The organism is Micromonospora sp. NPDC005553, assembly GCF_042871765.1.
Classification (GTDB): domain Bacteria; phylum Actinomycetota; class Actinomycetes; order Mycobacteriales; family Micromonosporaceae; genus Micromonospora.
Map to the genome: position 1 here is coordinate 47,810 of NZ_JBIAJD010000012.1, position 16,387 is coordinate 64,196.

At 71.6% G+C, this 16,387-nt stretch carries 16 protein-coding genes; 3 read left to right on the forward strand and 13 right to left on the reverse strand.

Annotated elements, in window-relative coordinates; all coding sequences use genetic code 11:
- Positions 1 to 48: 48 nt before the first annotated feature.
- Both ACFYPG_RS31855 and ACFYPG_RS31860 read left to right on the forward strand, forming a co-directional pair.
- Complete coding sequence (locus tag ACFYPG_RS31855) at positions 49 to 1,326, forward strand: cytochrome P450 (RefSeq protein WP_387354904.1); 1,278 nt, start codon at positions 49 to 51, stop codon at positions 1,324 to 1,326.
- A 4-nt stretch (positions 1,327 to 1,330) separates the two neighbouring features.
- Positions 1,331 to 2,353 carry a glycosyltransferase gene (locus tag ACFYPG_RS31860; protein ID WP_387354906.1) on the forward strand — a complete coding sequence of 341 codons (1,023 nt, stop codon included), beginning with the start codon at positions 1,331 to 1,333 and terminating at the stop codon, positions 2,351 to 2,353.
- A 105-nt stretch (positions 2,354 to 2,458) separates the two neighbouring features.
- On the opposite strand, the gene ACFYPG_RS31865 is transcribed toward ACFYPG_RS31860, so the two are convergent.
- The 3 genes from ACFYPG_RS31865 to ACFYPG_RS31875 are packed head-to-tail and all read right to left on the reverse strand — an operon-like array spanning position 2,459 to position 4,393.
- Positions 2,459 to 3,076, reverse strand: a complete 618-nt coding sequence (locus ACFYPG_RS31865; protein ID WP_355009310.1) for a DUF3618 domain-containing protein — start codon at positions 3,074 to 3,076, stop codon at positions 2,459 to 2,461.
- Positions 3,073 to 3,540, reverse strand: coding sequence for a phage holin family protein (locus ACFYPG_RS31870; RefSeq protein ID WP_355009311.1), 468 nt, complete (start codon positions 3,538 to 3,540; stop codon positions 3,073 to 3,075). Before ACFYPG_RS31870 ends, ACFYPG_RS31865 begins: the two co-directional genes overlap by 4 nt.
- Before the next feature lie 31 nt (positions 3,541 to 3,571).
- Entirely contained in the window at positions 3,572 to 4,393 is an 822-nt protein-coding gene (locus ACFYPG_RS31875) for a hypothetical protein (RefSeq protein WP_387354908.1), read from the reverse strand.
- A 228-nt stretch (positions 4,394 to 4,621) separates the two neighbouring features.
- Between ACFYPG_RS31875 and ACFYPG_RS31880 the strand changes: the two genes are divergently transcribed.
- Positions 4,622 to 5,113 (forward strand): DUF4383 domain-containing protein, encoded by a 492-nt coding sequence (locus ACFYPG_RS31880; RefSeq protein ID WP_355009313.1) that lies wholly within the window; start codon positions 4,622 to 4,624, stop codon positions 5,111 to 5,113.
- Positions 5,114 to 5,191: 78 nt separating this feature from the next.
- Here ACFYPG_RS31880 and ACFYPG_RS31885 read toward each other — a convergent pair whose 3' ends face one another.
- From ACFYPG_RS31885 to ACFYPG_RS31930, 10 genes are all read right to left on the reverse strand, one after another.
- Positions 5,192 to 5,641: a GNAT family N-acetyltransferase gene (locus tag ACFYPG_RS31885; RefSeq protein ID WP_355009314.1), complete on the reverse strand. Its 450-nt coding sequence runs from the start codon at positions 5,639 to 5,641 to the stop codon at positions 5,192 to 5,194.
- Between the two features lie 70 nt (positions 5,642 to 5,711).
- Complete coding sequence (gene obgE, locus ACFYPG_RS31890; protein ID WP_355009315.1) at positions 5,712 to 7,190, reverse strand: GTPase ObgE; 1,479 nt, start codon at positions 7,188 to 7,190, stop codon at positions 5,712 to 5,714.
- 96 nt (positions 7,191 to 7,286) lie between these two features.
- The gene (gene rpmA, locus ACFYPG_RS31895) at positions 7,287 to 7,541 is read right to left on the reverse strand and encodes a 50S ribosomal protein L27 (protein ID WP_007464062.1); all 255 of its coding nucleotides are present in this window, start codon (positions 7,539 to 7,541) and stop codon (positions 7,287 to 7,289) included.
- An 11-nt stretch (positions 7,542 to 7,552) separates the two neighbouring features.
- Positions 7,553 to 7,867: a 50S ribosomal protein L21 gene (rplU, locus tag ACFYPG_RS31900; RefSeq protein ID WP_007464063.1), complete on the reverse strand. Its 315-nt coding sequence runs from the start codon at positions 7,865 to 7,867 to the stop codon at positions 7,553 to 7,555.
- A 166-nt stretch (positions 7,868 to 8,033) separates the two neighbouring features.
- Positions 8,034 to 8,516: a hypothetical protein gene (locus ACFYPG_RS31905; protein ID WP_355009316.1), complete on the reverse strand. Its 483-nt coding sequence runs from the start codon at positions 8,514 to 8,516 to the stop codon at positions 8,034 to 8,036.
- A gap of 116 nt (positions 8,517 to 8,632) precedes the next feature.
- Positions 8,633 to 11,761 (reverse strand): Rne/Rng family ribonuclease, encoded by a 3,129-nt coding sequence (locus tag ACFYPG_RS31910; RefSeq protein WP_387354911.1) that lies wholly within the window; start codon positions 11,759 to 11,761, stop codon positions 8,633 to 8,635.
- A gap of 131 nt (positions 11,762 to 11,892) precedes the next feature.
- Entirely contained in the window at positions 11,893 to 12,705 is an 813-nt protein-coding gene (locus ACFYPG_RS31915; RefSeq protein WP_355009318.1) for a TIGR03936 family radical SAM-associated protein, read from the reverse strand.
- A gap of 158 nt (positions 12,706 to 12,863) precedes the next feature.
- The gene (gene mycP / locus ACFYPG_RS31920) at positions 12,864 to 14,288 is read right to left on the reverse strand and encodes a type VII secretion-associated serine protease mycosin (protein ID WP_355009319.1); all 1,425 of its coding nucleotides are present in this window, start codon (positions 14,286 to 14,288) and stop codon (positions 12,864 to 12,866) included.
- A gap of 10 nt (positions 14,289 to 14,298) precedes the next feature.
- On the reverse strand, positions 14,299 to 15,786 hold the full coding sequence (locus ACFYPG_RS31925) for a hypothetical protein (protein ID WP_387354913.1): 1,488 nt from the start codon (positions 15,784 to 15,786) through the stop codon (positions 14,299 to 14,301).
- A gap of 10 nt (positions 15,787 to 15,796) precedes the next feature.
- Positions 15,797 to 16,237: a hypothetical protein gene (locus ACFYPG_RS31930; protein ID WP_355009321.1), complete on the reverse strand. Its 441-nt coding sequence runs from the start codon at positions 16,235 to 16,237 to the stop codon at positions 15,797 to 15,799.
- Positions 16,238 to 16,387 lie beyond the last annotated feature (150 nt).

Here is a 16,387-nt window from a genome sequence, read left to right on the forward strand (position 1 = left end):
AGCGCAGCGGCAAACGCGACCAGCCCCACCCGCGCGTGAGGAGACCCGATGGCGACCATGCCGGCCGACCCCAGCCCGGACAGCACCCTCGCGCTGCTCCGCGCCGGCTACCGGTTCATCGGCGAGCGCTGCGAGCGGTACGGCAGCGACGTCTTCACGACCCGGATCCTGCTCGCCCCGACCATCTGCCTGCGCGGCCGGCCGGCGGCGGAGTTGTTCTACGACAACGACCGCTTCCAGCGCGCCACAGCGATGCCGCTGCGCGTGCAGCGGACCCTGACCGGGAGGGGCGGGGTGCAGGGGCTGGACGGGCCGGAGCACGTCGACCGCAAGGCCATGTTCATGTCGATCATGACGCCGGCGGCGATCCAGCGGCTCGGTCAGCTCTTCGACGACGAGTGGCGGACCCGGGTCGCCGCCTGGGAACGTGCCGGTCCGGTGTCGCTCTACGACGAGCTGGGTCGGCTGCTGACCCGGGTGGTCTGCGCCTGGGCCGGGGTACCGCTGCCCGCGTCACAGGTCGAACGCCGCGCCGTCGAACTGCACGCCATGATCGAGGCCCCGGCGGTGATGGGACCCCGACACTGGCGGGGATGGATCGCCCGGTACCGCGCCGAACGCTGGCTCGCCGACCTCGTCGAACGGACCCGGGTCGGTTTCGCCCCGGCGCCGGCCGGCAGCGCCCTGGCCGTGATCGCCGAACACCGGGACGGGCGCGGCAACCTCCTGCCCCGGCGGATCGCTGCGGTGGAGCTGCTCAACGTGCTGCGCCCGGTGGTCGCCGTCGACCAGTACATGACCTTCGCCGCGCTCGCCCTGCACGATCATCCGGCCTGGCGGGAACGGGTCCGCGACGACGACGAGTCCACCGAGCGTTTCGTCCAGGAGGTACGCCGTTACTACCCGTTCTTTCCGATGGCGGCGGCCCGGGTCCGGCGGTCCTTCGACTGGCAGGGCCACCACTTCCCGAAGGGTCGACGGGTGCTGCTCGACCTCTACGGCACCAACCACCACCCGACGCTCTGGCCACAACCGGAGCTGTTCCGCCCGGAGCGGTTCGCCGGCCGCCGGGTGGACCCGTTCGAGCTGATCCCGCAGGGCGGTGGCGACCACTGGGCCGGGCACCGCTGCGCCGGCGAGTGGATCACCATCGACCTGATGAAGCGGGCGGTCACCAACCTGACCACCACCATGCGCTACGACGTGCCGGTCCAGAACCTGGCCCTGGATCTGCACCGGATGCCCGCGCTGCCGCCCCTCGGGCTGACCCTCACCAACGTCCGCCATTCCTCCCGAACGGACGATGATCGAGCGTGGTCGAGGTGACGACGTGACACGGCGGACCGAAGCCCCACCGACCCGCCTACCGATGACGTACGTGCTGCCGCTGCGCTGGCACACCGACACCGGCCTGACCGAGCTGACCGACTACCTGCGCTGGCTGGGTGACCGGGTGGAGGTGCTCGTGGTCGACGGCTCGCCTCCGTCTGTCTTCGCCAGGCACGCCGAGGCGTGGCGAGGGCTGGTTCGGCACCTTCCACCGGATCCGGGTGAGCGTGGGCTCAACGGCAAGGTGCGCGGCGTTCACACCGGCGTCCGCGCGGCCGGGCACCAGCACGTGGTGATCGCCGACGACGACGTCCGGTACGACGAGTCCGCGCTGACCGCGGTACACCGACTGCTGGACCGGGCCGACCTGGTACGACCGCAGAACTACTTCCACCCGCTGCCCTGGCACGCCTGGTGGGACACCGGCCGCACCCTGCTCAACCGGGCGCTCGGGGCGGACTACCCGGGCACCCTCGCCGTGCGGCGCAGCACCTTCCTCGCCATGGGCGGGTACGACCCGGACGTGCTCTTCGAGAACCTGGAGCTGATCCGCACGGTGCGCGGGTACGGCGGCACCGAGGCGACTCCGGCCTGGTTGTACGTCCGCCGGCTGCCTCCGGACGCCGCGCATTTCCGTGGTCAGCGAGTGCGGCAGGCGTACGACGATCTGGCTCAGCCGGCTCGCCTGCTGACCGCGCTCGCGGTGCTGCCAGCGGTGGCGGCGGCGGTCGCGTCGCGCCGCCCCGGGCTGTTGCTCGGCGCGGTGGCCGGTGTCGTCGCCCTGGCCGAGACGGGTCGCCGCCGCGCCGGCGGCACCCGGGTGTTCCCGCCGGGCACGGCGCTGGCGGCCCCACTCTGGCTGCTGGAACGTGGTGTGTGTGGCTGGCTGGCGGTCACCCGACGCCTCCTGCTGGGCGGCGTCCGCTACGGCGACACCCGAATCCGTCGAGCCGCCAACCCCGCCCCGCGCAACCCACGACTCCCCGCGATCTTGCACTTCCGGTTGGGACATTACCGCCGGTAGACGCACAGAACCCCAGCCGAAACCGCAAGATCGGCGCTGACCTCAACGCGACAGCTCGCGGGCACCCGAAGGTGACCGCGAGCTGTCGTGCTGGTTGGGGGTGTTTCAGGGAGTGGCGTGGTCCTTGACCTGGTGGGCGGCGGACTTCGTGTCGTCCTTCACCGCGTGCACGGCGTCCTGAGCGGTGGACTTCACCGACTCGGCGGCCTGCTGGGCCGGCTCGCGCAGCTCGCTGGCCACCTCGCTCAGCTTCTCCTTCACCGCCCCGCTGTGCTCGCTGACCTTGGCCTTCACCTGGGCGGCGGCCTCCTGCTCGCGGCGGGAGGCCGGGATCAGCGACGAGGCCAGCCAGCCGACCCCGAACGCGATCAGGCCGGCGGCGAGAGGGTTGCCCTGGGACTTCTGCCGGATCACCCGCGGCGCGCTGTGCGCGGCGTCGCTGACAGTGGTCGCCGCCGAGTGCGCGGCGTCGCTGACGCTGGAGGCCGCCGACGAGGCGCGGTCACCCACCGAGTGGGCGGCCTGGCCGGTGCCGTGACCGAGGTCAGACGCGGTTCCCATGACCTTGTCCCTCACATTCTGCAGAGCGGAACGGGCCCGCTGCTTGCGGTCGTCGACGATGCGGCTCGGGCTGACCTTGTACGCCAGCGCGTCCACGTCGGAGCTGAGACTGTTACGGGTGGCTTCGATCTCCCGGCGGATCTGATCGGGATCGGTGCTCATCGGGTGACTCCCTCCGGGTGCGGCTTGAGCGCGTCGGGAATCCGCTGCACGCTGTCGTTCGTCTGCTTGAGCCCGCGTACGTGCTGGGCGTTCTTCTTGGCCTTCGAGTAGAGAACCGCGGCGACCGCTGCCCAGATCACTGCCACGATCAGTGCGGCCAGGCCGGAGTCCATGACGTTGTCCAGGAACTGCCAGATGGCGATGGACACGAACAGGGCCACCATGTAGCCGCCGAAGCCGGCACCGCCGAACAGGCCTGCGGCCTTGCCGGCCTTTTTGCCCTCCTGGCGGATCTCAGCCTTGGCCAGCTCGACCTCCTGACGCATCAGCGTCGACAGGTCGGTGGTGACCTGACGCATCAGGTCGCCCAGCGAGCTGCCCTTCACCTCCGCCGCGGTGTGCGGGGCACCCGCGTCGGGGTGGTAACCGGAGTCCAGTCCGGACCCCTGCGTCGGCATGCTCATGCCGTCGCCTCCCTTCGGATGACTCGGTGGCTCACGGGCGCGGGTTGCCGCTGGACGGCACGCCCGGCAGCGGGTCGGTCTGGGTCACCGGCGGCAGCGGCTGGCCGGTGCCGGAGTGTTCCGGGGTGTCGCCCCGAGTGGGGTCGGCGTATCCGCCGGACGTCTGGTCGGCGTAGCCACCGGACGTCGGCGGGGTGTGCGTACCGGGGGTCGGGTCGAGGTAGCCGCCCGCCGGGACGGCGTCCGGCACCGCGCGGGGCGCGGGCGGCGGCGTCGGGATCACGGCGGTCTGCTCCGGGTCGTACGCCCCGGCGCCCCGGAAGTTCGAGGAACCGTTGCCGGAGTCGCCGCCGGCAGCCGAGATGCCACGGGTCAGCCGGCCGGCCAGCACACCGAGCACCGCCGCGCCGACCAGGAAGGTGCCCGGGTTACGCCGCGCGTAGTCGCGTACCTCGGTAATCAGGTCGCCGGGCTCGCGCTCCTCGAGCCAGCCGGCGACACCGTGCACCCGGTCGGCGGCCTGGCGGGCGAGCTCGCTCACCGGGCCGGCCTGGCCACCCTGCTCGGCCATCGAGCGCATCTCGTCGGCCAGCGAACGCAACCCGCCGGCAGCCCGGCGCTGCTGCTCACCGGTCTGGCTGGCCAGCTGACTGCGGGCCTCGCCGTACAGGTTGCGGGCCTGCCGGGCCGCCTCGCGGCCAACCTCGGTGCCCTGCTCCTTGGCGGTCTGAGCGACCGCGCCGCCAGCCTGTGCAGCCTCAGAACCAACCTGGCGCGCCTGGTCACGGACGCCGCCGCCGTTGGTCGACTGCTGCCCGTACGTGGAAGACGTAGGTGAAAGATCGTAAGTCATGATGTCCTTCCGCTCAGAAAGTCGTAGCGGTTGTGCTGGGGGGATGCGGCCCGTTGCTGCGGCCGCTGACCATTGACCTACCCTGCGTTTCGGCTTCCATACCTCTTCGTGCATTTATCTGCGCGGCCCCCTGGTTGGTCTTCAAAATGGAGGATCGTCGGGCTGCGTCACGTCGCCGCTGCGGACAGTGAGGTTCGCGAGATCGGCACATCCACGGAGGGGGCAGCGATGGCACGAGACGCACGAGGCGGCCGAGCGGCCGGTCCCCGACCCCGGGTCCAGCTGGCCGCGCTGGTGGTGGCCGGGGTCTTCCTGCTGATCGGCGTCCTCGGCTTCATCCCCGGCATCACCACCGACTACGGCGAGCTGCGGTTCGCCGGGCACCACTCGGACGCCCAGCTACTCGGGCTGTTCCAGGTGTCGATCCTGCACAACGCGGTGCATCTGCTCTTCGGGCTGGTCGGCCTGGTGCTGGCCCGCAGCGTCGCCGGTGCCCGCGTCTTCCTGGCCGCCGGTGGCGCGGTCTACCTCGCTCTCTGGCTGTACGGCCTGGCGATCGAGGCGGTCAACCCGGAGGGCGGGGCGAACATCCTGCCTGTCAACGACGCCGACAACTGGCTGCACCTGGCGCTCGGCTTCGGGATGCTCGCGCTCGGGCTGCTGCTGTCGAACCAGGCCGGCACCGGCGGACGCCTGGACAACCCCGCCGACCGGCACTGACCTGGGTTTCGGTGCAGCGGGGTTCGGCCGGGCCGAAGCCGGTGACCGTCGAGTACGCCAGCACCGGCGACGCGGCCGTCAGGCCGCGACCGGCAACCGCTTGGCGAAACAGACGCTGTACGGGTTGCCCACGTACTCGCCGTACACCGGGATCTGCTGGTAGCCACACGCGGAGTAGAGAGCGATCGCGGCCGGCAGGTAGGTGCCAGTCTCCAGGCAGACCACCGACTGCCCCTGCCGGAACGCGCACTCCTCCAGCGCGGCCAGCAACTGACGACCGATCCCCCGCCCCCGGTACGCGGGCCGGACGTACATCCGCTTGACCTCGCCGGTCTCGGCATCGAGCGCCTGGAGCCCGCCGCAGGCGACCGCCCGACCGTTCAGCACCACCGCCAGGTAGCTGACGTCGTCATGGGGGACGAAGACCTGCCCGTCCAACCCGCCATCGGCCTCGCGCAGCTCACGCTGCTGCGCGATGACCATGGCGGCGATCTCCGGATCGGTGGCAGGCCGGGACTCGATCAGCATCACCCCACGCTAGGACGCGTGGATTTCGGAGAGGTTTCCGGAAATCAACCCCACCACGGAGCGCAACGAACTACTCGGCGTCGTCCTCGTCGTCGATGTCGTCGTCGATGTCGTCGTCGGAGAGGTCCGCGCCCACCTCGTCCTCCGGCCGCACGCGGCGAGCCTTCCGGGCGGCGAGCCGATCCGCGGCGGAGGCCCGGTTCGACTTCTCCTCCAGGCGGACGTCGGTGCCCCGGTTACCGGGCACGAACTCCACGCCGGCGAAGAGCGTCGGCTGCCAGTCGAACTCGCGCGCGTCGATCCGGACCAGATCACCGGGCTGCGCGCCGGCCTTGGCCAGCTTGTCCTCCACCCCGAGCCGGGCCAGCCGGTCAGCCAGGTAGCCGACCGCCTCGTCGTTGTCGAAGTTGGTCTGCTTGACCCAGCGCTCCGGCCGCACACCGCGCACAGTGAACGAGCCGTCAGCTTCGGCCGTGATGGTGAACCCGTCGTCGTCCACGGCGATCGGGCGGATGACGATCCGGGTCGGCTCGGCCGGCGGAGCGGCCTTACGCTCCGCGTCGACCAGCTCGGCCATCGCGTAGGTCAACTCCTTGAGCCCTTCCCGGGTGGCCGCGGAGACCTCGAACACCTGGTAACCGCGCTCCTCCAGGTCGGGGCGCACGATCTCGGCGAGGTCGCGACCGTCCGGCACGTCGACCTTGTTGACGGCGACCAGACGTGGGCGGTCAGCCAAGCCGCCGTACTGGCTCAGCTCCGCCTCGATGGCGTCGATGTCGGCCACCGGGTCGCGGCCGGGCTCAAGGGTCGCCGAGTCGATGACGTGCACCAGCACCGCGCAGCGCTCGATGTGCCGCAGGAACTCCAGGCCCAGGCCCTTACCGGTGGCCGCGCCGGGGATCAGGCCCGGTACGTCCGCGACGGTGAAGGTGTGGTTGTCCATCCGGACCACGCCGAGGTTGGGCACCAGGGTGGTGAACGGGTAGTCGGCGATCTTCGGCTTCGCGGCGGAGATCACCGAGATCAGCGACGACTTGCCGGCGGACGGGAAGCCCACCAGGCCCACATCGGCGACGCTCTTCAGCTCCAGCACGATGTCCAGTTGGTCGCCGGGCTCCCCCAGCTCGGCGAAGCCGGGCGCCTTGCGCTTGGCGTTGGCCAGCGAGGCGTTGCCCCGCCCGCCGCGCCCACCACGGGCGACCTCGAAGGTGGTGCCGGCGCCGACCATGTCGGCCAGCACCGTGCCGTCGGAGGTCTGCACCACTGTGCCGTTGGGCACCTTGAGCACCAGGTTGCGGCCGTTGGCCCCGTCCCGGTTCGAGCCAGCGCCGCCCTTGCCGTTGTCGGCCTTGACGTGCGGGTGGAAGTGGAAGTCGAGCAGCGTGGTCACCTGCGGGTCGACCACCAGGGACACGCTGCCCCCGTGCCCACCGTTGCCGCCGTCCGGTCCGCCGAAGGGCTTGAACTTCTCGCGGTGGATCGAGACACAACCGTGCCCGCCATCGCCGGCCTGCAGATGCAGAACGACCCGGTCAACGAACGTTGCCACGGCGTCAATCCTTCCAGCGAGGTCCAACCTCGCACTTCGCGAAAAAGGCTAAGCGGGCCGGGACCCGGAGGTCCGCGGCCCGCTTAAGCCCGAGAACTACTGCTGCGGAACGATGCTGACGGTCTTGCGACCGCGCTTGGTGCCGAACAGGACCGCACCGGCGGACAGCGCGAACAGCGTGTCGTCGCCGCCACGGCCGACCAGGTCACCGGGGTGGAACTTGGTGCCACGCTGCCGGATGATGATCTCACCGGCGCTGACGACCTGACCACCGAAGCGCTTCACGCCGAGTCGCTGGGCCGCGGAGTCACGACCGTTACGCGAGCTGGACGCACCCTTTTTGTGAGCCATTGGAGGACGACCTACTTCCCGCTGGAGATGCCGGTCACCTTGACCTGGGTCAACGGCTGACGGTGACCCTGGCGCTTGTGGTAGCCAGTCTTGTTCTTGAACTTGTGGATCCGGATCTTCGGGCCCTTGGTGTGCGCGGCGATTTCGCCGGACACCGCGACCTCGGCAAGCTTCGCCGCGTCGGTCACCAGGTCGTCACCGTCGACGAGGAGCACCGCGGTGAGCTTCACCGCGTCACCGGGGGCACCGGTGAGCTTCTCGACCTCGATCACGTCGCCCTCGGCGACCTTGTACTGCTTGCCGCCGGTCTTGACGATCGCGTACATCGGAGGCGGACTCCCTGTCGTTGAGGCTGCTGGCGGTCGTTCCCGCAGCGGCTCGCCGGGTAGCAGTGCACGGCGGCGCGGGCACACGGGAACTCGGCACACCAAAGGTGGGCCGCAGGCAAGAGTACGCCATCGCTGGCCCGGACCCCAAACCGGCCCGCCCTGGTCAGCGCTCGCAGAGCTGGTCGAGGCGCTGCTGGAGCCGGTCGAGTTCGGTCTCGTCGATCGACTCGACGTCGGCACCGAGTGCCGAAACCTCGGTGCCGAGGTCGGTGAGCAGCGTCCTGAGCTGCGGATCGTCGGTCCGCTCCGACTGCTCCCGCAGGACGGTCCGCCAGCCCGCCAGCGCTCCCTCGGCCCGGCCCCGGGCGGCCTCGGCCGTGCGGCTGTCCCCGGCGCCCACCGCCGCGAGCATCCGACCCAGCTCAGCCACGTACGTCCGAACGGCAGTGGTGCTGGCCTCCTGTGCGGCGGCGCACACCTGGGTGGCGTTGCCGCCCGCCACACCACCGCTGGCCGGCATGCCGGTCGGGCCCCCAGGAGTGCCAGCGACCGCCGAGCCGGCGTCCTCGGCGGTCCCACCGGTGGAGCAGCCGGCCGCGACGGAGAGCATGGTGAGCAGCGCGGTGACCGCGAGCAGACGGCGCATCTTCTTCTCCTGACCGGGGACAGCCGACCGAGGACCGGGTGGCCACAACGGCGAGGTCCCTCCCCCGTCACTTTGCCGGGAGAGGGACCTCGTCAAACACGTGGCCGGTCAGGCGCTCAGGGGCGGGTCCGCCGACGGGCGCCACCGCGACGCGACCGGCGACGGCCGCCACCGCCCTCGGTGCCTTCCTCGTCACCCTCAGCGTCGGCGAGCGCGTCCGGGTCGTCCGCCGCGGCCAACCGAGCCGACTCACCCTGCTGAGCGTCGGAGATCGCCGGTGCGGCGGCGGCGTCCGACTCGTAGCGGGACAGGTCGTAGCCCATGGTGTCCTGGTAGTCGGCGTCCGGCTCGGCCGTGGTGTCGGTGTCGGTGTCGACGACCTCGACAGCGGTCCGCTCGGCCGCGACCGGGGCGTTCTTGCGCGCCCGGCGACGGGACGAGGGGGCACCCTGCTCGGCCGCCGGAGCGGGAGCCACAGCTGAGGCGACCGCCTTGACCTTCTCCCCCGCGCCAGCGGGACGGGGCTTCTCCGGCACCGGCTCGGTGTGGATGATGACGCCCCGACCCTTGCAGCACTCGCAGGTCTCGCTGAACGCCTCCAGCAGGCCCGCGCCGATCCGCTTACGAGTCATCTGCACCAGGCCGAGCGACGTGATCTCGGTGACCTGGTGCTTGGTGCGGTCCCGGCCCAGGCACTCAGTGAGTCGGCGCAGCACCAGCTCACGGTTCGACTCCAGCACCATGTCGATGAAGTCGATCACCACGATGCCGCCGATGTCCCGCAGCCGGAGCTGACGGACGATCTCCTCCGCCGCCTCCAGGTTGTTACGGGTGACGGTCTCCTCCAGGTTGCCCCCGGAGCCGGTGTACTTGCCGGTGTTGACGTCGACGACAGTCATCGCCTCGGTACGGTCGATCACCAGCGAGCCGCCGGAGGGCAGGAAGACCTTGCGGTCCAGGCCCTTGATGATCTGCTCGTCGATCCGGTACTCGGCGAAGACGTCGCTCGTGCCGACGTGCCGGCGCACCCGGTCGACCAGGTCCGGAGAGACGTGCGACAGGTACGACTCGACAATGTCGTACGACTGCTCGCCCTCGATCACCAGCTCGCGGAAGTCCTCGTTGAACAGGTCCCGGACCACCCGGATGACCAGGTCCGGCTCCCCGTAGAGCAGCGCCGGGGCGCCACCCTCGGCGGCCTTGGCCTGGATGTCCTCCCACTGCGCCTGGAGCCGCTTGACGTCGCGGGCCAACTCGTCCTCGGTGGCGCCCTCGGCGGCCGTCCGGACGATCACGCCCGCGCCGTCCGGGACCAGCTTCTTGAGCACGTCCCGCAGCCGCTTGCGCTCGTTGTCCGGCAGCTTGCGGCTGATCCCGGAGGCGTTGCCGTTGGGCACGTAGACCAGGTGCCGGCCCGAGAGCGCGATGTGGCTGGTCAGCCGTGCGCCCTTGTGCCCGATCGGGTCCTTGGTGACCTGGACCAGCACCGAGTCGCCGGAGCGCAGCGCCTGCTCGATCGAGCGGGCCCGCCCCTCCAACCCGGAGGTGTCCCAGTTGACCTCGCCGGCGTACAGCACCGCGTTACGGCCCCGACCGACATCGACGAACGCGGCCTCCATGCTCGGCAGCACGTTCTGCACCTTGCCGAGGTACACGTTGCCGGCCATCGTCCCGGAGGAATTGCGGGTGACGTAGTGCTCGACCAGCACGCCGTCCTCCAGGACGGCGATCTGGGTGCGGTCACCGCGCTGGCGGACCGCCATCACCCGGTCGACGGCCTCGCGGCGCGCCAGGAACTCCGACTCGCTGAGGATCGGCGGGCGGGTACGGCGCTGCTCCCGACCGTCCCGGCGGCGCTGGCGCTTGGCCTCCAGCCGGGTCGAGCCGGACACACCCTGCACCTCGTCGACGGTCCGGCGCGGCTCGCGGATCTTCACCACGGTCGGCACGCCGTCGTCCGCCGCACTCTCGGTGTCACCGGCGCCACGACGGCGACGGCGACGACGACGACGGGTCAGACCGTCCCCGCCCTCGGACTCCTCGTCCTCGTCGCCCTCGGCTTCGACCTCGGCGGTCTCTTCCTCGTCGGCCTGCGCCGCCTCCTCGGACTCCTCGTCCTCGGCGTCGTCGGCGCCGCCCTTGCCCCGGCCACGGCCCCGGCGACCACGTCGGCGGCGGCGGCGCGCGGCGGCGCTGTCCTCGTCGTCCTCATCCGCCTCGGCGGCCTCGTCGGCCTCCTCGGTCGGCTCCTCTTCGGCCTCGACGGCCTCGATCGGCTCCACCGGCTCGGCCTCACGGCGACCACGCCGACGGCGGCGGGACGGCTCGGCGGCTTCCTCGACGGCCGGTTCCTCGGTCGCCGCGGCGGGCTCCACCGGTCGGGTCACCGGCACGGCGTCCGGCTGGGGTGCCATGAAAAGCACGGTGGGCGCGGAGAGCGCAGCGCGCCGGCGACGGGTACGCGGCTGCTCCGGCTCGATCTCGGCCGGCTCGTTCGGCTCATCCGTCACACCGGAGACGGCCACACCCGGTGGCACCTCGCCGGAGCGGTCCTGCGCACCGCTGCTCCAGGCCAGCTCGGCAGCGGACGTGCTCGGGAGGGCCGGGGAGTCGTTCAACTCGGCCTCGGCCTCGCGCAGGTCGGACTCCGCCGGTTCCTCGGTGACGTCCGGCTCTTCGACGACCGGCTCCTCGACCGCGAGCGGCTCGTCGGCCGCGGCCGGCTGCTCGGCGGCGGGCGGCTCCTCGACGGCCGCCGGCGTGGCCTTCTTGCGCCGGGTACGGGTCACCTTGACCGGCGGGACCACCTCGGCCGAGGCCGCCTCCGCAGCGGCGGCGACCAGCGGCTCCTCGGCGGTCGTCTCGACGGGGGTGGCCTTGCGGCGACGCCGGGGGGTCTTCGGTGCGACGTCCAGGTCGCCGGAGATCGGGGCGAAGACCTCCGCCTGCGGCGACTCGACGTTGCCGGCGCCACCGGTGGGCGCCTCGATCGGCGCGTCGGTCTGCTCCGGCTGGTTGAGCGGGGCGGCCCGACGACGGGTCGCCCGGGTGCGCCGCACCGGCGCGGCGGGTTCGGCGGCGTCAGCGGAAGCGCTCTCCGCGCCGGCCGGTTCCACCGAAGCCGAACCGACAGCCGTGGTGGGCGTCTCGACGGCGCCGCCGTCGGCCGTGGTGCTCTGGTCGGCGTTTGCACCGGCCGGCTGTGAACCGGCCCGTTCGCCGCCCTCGGGCTCGTTCTCGAGCATGGACGTTCTCCAGTTCTGGCTAGCCCGGGCGCGGGTGAGCGCTGCCACGCAGGGTCGCCGCAAAAGTGTTTCCGCCGGGCGCGCGTGGTGCGCGACCGCCGAAGTCTGCCTGCCAGAACACCGACCGTCGGTCAGTGCCCAACGATGGCTGCCCCGTCGCGGTCCGCATCCAACGGATCCACGATCGCACCCTGCGCGGTCAACGTGCCCTGAGCCAGCCGTGTCACCCTCGGCGAAACCGGCGGCTCCAGGTCGGCCACCACGCGGAGGCCGGAAAGGACGTCATCGGGCCGTACGGACGGGGTGACCTGCCGCACGACCAGTTCGAGTATCGCACACGGTACGGCCGGCGCCCCGGAAGGCGTCGGCGTCGGCAGTTGGACATCGATCGACATCACGGCGGCGCGGGCGTCGAAAGTACGTCGACCCTGCTTGGTCATCCGCTCGACCAGCACCTCCTCGGCCGCGACGAAGGCGTCCACGGCGTCGCGCAGCACCGCCGTGTCGACCTCAGGCAACTCGATGTGCCAGTGCGACGCCTCGATCCGGTCCGGCAGGTTGCCCCCTTCGGCGATCACGGCGTCCAGGACGTCCAGCCCCGGCGAGAGCGCGGCGTCCAACGCGGCGCGCAACGCCTCCGGGTCGACCGCCGCCTGAAGGGCGATTTCCAGGTACTCCGCCTCGCTCGCCACCCCGGTCGGGGCGGCGCTGGCGTAGGAGATCTTCGGGTGCGGGTGGAAACCCTGGGAGAAGGCGACCGGCACAGCCGCCCGCCTTAGCGCGCGCTCGAACGCCCGGGCGAAGTCCCGGTGCGAGGTGAATCGCAGCGGCCCGCGCTTGGCGTACCGGATGCGGACGCGCTGAACGACCGGTGCCTGGCCGCCCTCGGGTTGAGGCTTTTTGGCGATCGTGGGCTCCTCGGGTGTACCTGCGTGTCCGCCCATCCTGGCGCAGGGCTCGTGACGGTACGCAGCCGGGGCGGCCGAAACCGCCCTGACGGACGGGCACAAACCGGTCGCCCCCGTCGCGACCACCCGCCGCGGAAGCCGATGGCCGGCCGGCGACGCGGAGGTCACCAGCCGGCCACCATGATCGGAACCGGTTACCGCTCCGTCGGCGGCGCGGGCGGTGACCCGCCCGGCGGTGGACCGTAGCCGGAGGGCGGGGTGTAGCCCGAGGGCGGGGCGTACCCCGAGGGAGGGGCGTAGCCGGAAGGCGGCGCGTACCCGCCAGGAGGGGCGTAACCGGGTGGAGGCGGGTAGCCCGGCGGTGGGGCGTAACCCGCGTCAGGCGGCGGGTACGCCCCCTGGGCCACCCGGTCGAGCACCTCGTCCGGGATGTCGGCGGCTCGGGCCGCCTCCCGCCGGTACCGGCGGCGGTTCCAGATCAGGAAGACCACCAGACCCAGCAGCAACACCAACACCACTGCGATGCCGATGCCGATCACCATGACCTGCTGGTCGGTGGGGCCACCACGATCGCCGTGCTGGGTGACGTCGAACTCCTCGTCCGCACCCTCGGCACGGCCCGGCCCCGGGTCGGTCGCCGCGACGGCTGGGTCGAGCAGCGGATTGGCGGTGACCGGTGGCACGTTCGCGGTCAGCGCCCGCGTCGGGTCGATCACCCCGAAGCCGTACTGCGGGTCCCGCCCGGACGGGCCCGCGTCCCGCGCGGTCCGGATGATCCGGTTGATCACGCTCGGAGCGTTGAGGTCCGGGTACTTGGCTCGGATCAACGCGGCCAGAGCGGAGACGATCGCACCGGAGTCGGAGGTGCCGTCACCCCAGCCGTAGCCCCCCTCGTTGGTGACGTTGTACACGCTGTCGCCGGGAGCGGCGACCACCGCCTCCGGCCCCTGGACGGAGCCGGACCAGAACGCGCCGCCCCTGGTCGTCCCGGTCACCGCGATCACACCGGGGGTGTTGGCGGGCTTGCCCACTGTGGTTCCACCCTGGGCGGTGTTACCCGCGGAGGCGACCAGGACGACGTCATGGTCCAACGCGTACTGGATTGCGCTCTTCTGCACGGGATTGGCGAAGCCGGGGCCACCAACGGACATGTTGATCACTTTGGCCCCGCCGTCGACGGCCATCCGGATGCCCCGGGCAATCCCGGCGTCGGTGTAGAAGCCGTCCTCCTTGCGCAACTTGATGGGCAGGATCTTCGCGCCGGGGGCGATGCCGTCCACCCCGTCGCGGCTGGCTTTCGCCGCGATGATGCCGGCCATGTGGGTGCCGTGCCCGTCCTCGTCGGACCGGCCGTCTCCGGAGGCGCCGTAGCTGCGACCACCGGGAAGCACCTGACCGCGTAGGTCCGGGTGGCTCGCCTCGACGCCACTGTCGATCACGGCGACGACCACGCCCCGCCCGGTCGAGATCTTGTGCACCTGGTCGATCCGGAGCTCGTCCAGATACCACTGCTCGGCCCGACGGGGAGCGGCGGCCGCCGGTTGAGCGGCCCCCACCACCAGGAACCCCGCCAGCAGACAGGCGACTACCGGCCGGAGGCCTGCGACGTTCACCCTCATCCGTCCATCCTCATCGAAGGACACCCGGGGACGCCCCGTCACCGGGGCCCCACGGATCGTCATCCTCAGTCAACCACGACGAGTGCTCGGAGCCGGTGGAGCCACCCTGGCCGGCGCCACCCGCGCCGCCCATCATTCCGCCGCCCATCATTCCGGCACCGCCGACGCCGGCACCACGCGCGCCGCCCGCCATCCCGGCACCGCCGGCAGCCTGAGCCGTGCGCAACGCGTTCGCCGCGCTCGTCATCGGCGGAATCTTTCCGTTGCCGCCACCCACCATGCCGGGGATGCCGCCCACGCCGATCCCGGCACCGCCGCCCAGGCCACCACCGGCGCCGCCGCCGATCCCGCCGGCCGAGCCGACCCCGGCACCGCCTCCGAAACCACCGCCGGCGCCACCGAGACCGGCGCTGCCGACCCCGCCGCCGCCGATGCCGCCGCCCAGGCCGCCGACCCCGCCCGGGGTGGCGCCGGCCAGACCGCTGCTGTAGCCAGCGTCGTCGTCCGCGTAGCCCGGCAAGCCGGAGCCCGTCGACGGGGGTGTGAACTGACCCGTGCCGCCGGTGGGCGAGCCCTCGCCGAGCCCACCGGGCTTGGTCGGGGAGAACGGGTCGACGGTGGACGTCGGACCGCCCGTGTCGCCGATGCCCGGCGGCCTGCTGCCGATCGTGGGGCCGCCACCACCGATGTCGGGCTTCCCGCCGAATTCGCCACCACTGATGTCGGGCCGCCCCGAGGGCGGGACCCGGGGGTCCCGACGGATTTCGTCCACGCCGCCCGATCTGTCCGGGCTGTTGACGGTGAGCTTGGGGCGCTCCGTGTAGACGGCCTGGGGCAGCGGTGCCATCGCCGTGTTCGCCGCGTTCTGATTGTCCCGGTACCAGTTGTCCAGGTGGGCTCCGGTGTCCCACCAGCCGCCCCGCTTTTGGTCACCGGCCTGACCGTCGACCTTCATCGTCGCTTCCAGGTCGTCGGCCTTGTCCCGGAACGCGCCGTCGGCGTACGAGCCGGGGTTGCTCTGGTAGTCCTTGCGCAGCGCGGCGAGGAACCCCGACGAGCTCTCGCCGTCGCGGGCATCGTCGAGCTCGGTGCCGTTGGGCAGGCTCCACTCGTTGAAGCCGAAGTCGTCCATCAGCGGAATCGGGATCGTGGAGACCGACTTGCGGATGTCGCCCTCGATCCGCGTCAACGCGCCACTGACGTTGGTCGCGTCGGTGATCAGATCCTCGATCTGCTTGCCTATCTTGCCCAGGTGCTCGCGGTACGCGTCACCACCGCCGCCCTTCCAACCGGCGAGCATCCCGGGCAGCCCGCCGACGTGCGGGCGCTCCTGGCCGGTCGCGATCGGGCCGACGAACGAGCGACCGACGAGCGCGTCCCGCAGCTGTTGCAGGCCGCTGGAGAGGTTGCTCCAGCCCGCTCCGACCGATCCGACCGTTTCCGGGTCCGCGGAGAGCGTCACCTCGCGGACGCACCGCTCCCAGGTTCCTCCAGCCATGACGTCCCCCTCAGGCCGTGTACGGGTAGGTGGGTGCGCCGCTGGCCGTGGGCGGCGGCGCCGCCGACTCCAGCAGCCGCTCGATCTCCTTGCCGTTGGCGCCGTTGCGCGCCTCGGTGTCGCGGAACGCCTTGGCGATCTCCTCGGTGCCCTCCTTGAGCGCGGCGAGCTTCTGGGAGAGCGTGTTGAGGTGCGCTTCCATGTTCACCGTTGACGTCTCCAGGGCCCGCCACTGCATGACGGCGTCCTCGTACGCGCCGAACGGCGTGCCGCCGGGGACGGTCTGGGCGTTGTTGCTGTCGCCCTTCATCCGCGTCTTGATGCGTTCCATCTCGTACTTGATGGTGTCGTCGATGTACTGCCGGAGCCGCTCGACGTATGTGGCGGCGGCGTCCAGGTCCTCGACGCTGACGTGCAGATCGCCGATGCTCGGCGGCGGGATGCTACCCATGCGATTCCTCCCCCGTCCCCGACCCGCCGGGTCGGTCCATGTCAGACGCAGCGTATCGAGTCTGACCTAGTCGAGGCAGCCCCAGTCACCGGCACGTGGTACAGATGGCGGCCGATCTCGCTGAAGGTCCGGTGCGGGCCACCGGGCGGG

Excerpts from the sequence above, each read along its gene's own strand:
- ACFYPG_RS31855 (WP_387354904.1), top strand. The coding sequence starts at position 49 with ATGGCGACCATGCCGGCCGACCCCAGCCCGGACAGCACCCTCGCGCTG.
- ACFYPG_RS31865 (WP_355009310.1), bottom strand. The coding sequence starts at position 3,076 with ATGAGCACCGATCCCGATCAGATCCGCCGGGAGATCGAAGCCACCCGT.
- ACFYPG_RS31870 (WP_355009311.1), bottom strand. The coding sequence starts at position 3,540 with ATGAGCATGCCGACGCAGGGGTCCGGACTGGACTCCGGTTACCACCCC.
- ACFYPG_RS31875 (WP_387354908.1), bottom strand. The coding sequence starts at position 4,393 with ATGACTTACGATCTTTCACCTACGTCTTCCACGTACGGGCAGCAGTCG.
- ACFYPG_RS31880 (WP_355009313.1), top strand. The coding sequence starts at position 4,622 with ATGGCACGAGACGCACGAGGCGGCCGAGCGGCCGGTCCCCGACCCCGG.
- ACFYPG_RS31885 (WP_355009314.1), bottom strand. The coding sequence starts at position 5,641 with ATGCTGATCGAGTCCCGGCCTGCCACCGATCCGGAGATCGCCGCCATG.
- rpmA (WP_007464062.1), bottom strand. The coding sequence starts at position 7,541 with ATGGCTCACAAAAAGGGTGCGTCCAGCTCGCGTAACGGTCGTGACTCC.
- rplU (WP_007464063.1), bottom strand. The coding sequence starts at position 7,867 with ATGTACGCGATCGTCAAGACCGGCGGCAAGCAGTACAAGGTCGCCGAG.
- ACFYPG_RS31905 (WP_355009316.1), bottom strand. The coding sequence starts at position 8,516 with ATGCGCCGTCTGCTCGCGGTCACCGCGCTGCTCACCATGCTCTCCGTC.
- ACFYPG_RS31910 (WP_387354911.1), bottom strand. The coding sequence starts at position 11,761 with ATGCTCGAGAACGAGCCCGAGGGCGGCGAACGGGCCGGTTCACAGCCG.
- ACFYPG_RS31915 (WP_355009318.1), bottom strand. The coding sequence starts at position 12,705 with ATGGGCGGACACGCAGGTACACCCGAGGAGCCCACGATCGCCAAAAAG.
- mycP (WP_355009319.1), bottom strand. The coding sequence starts at position 14,288 with ATGAGGGTGAACGTCGCAGGCCTCCGGCCGGTAGTCGCCTGTCTGCTG.
- ACFYPG_RS31925 (WP_387354913.1), bottom strand. The coding sequence starts at position 15,786 with ATGGCTGGAGGAACCTGGGAGCGGTGCGTCCGCGAGGTGACGCTCTCC.
- ACFYPG_RS31930 (WP_355009321.1), bottom strand. The coding sequence starts at position 16,237 with ATGGGTAGCATCCCGCCGCCGAGCATCGGCGATCTGCACGTCAGCGTC.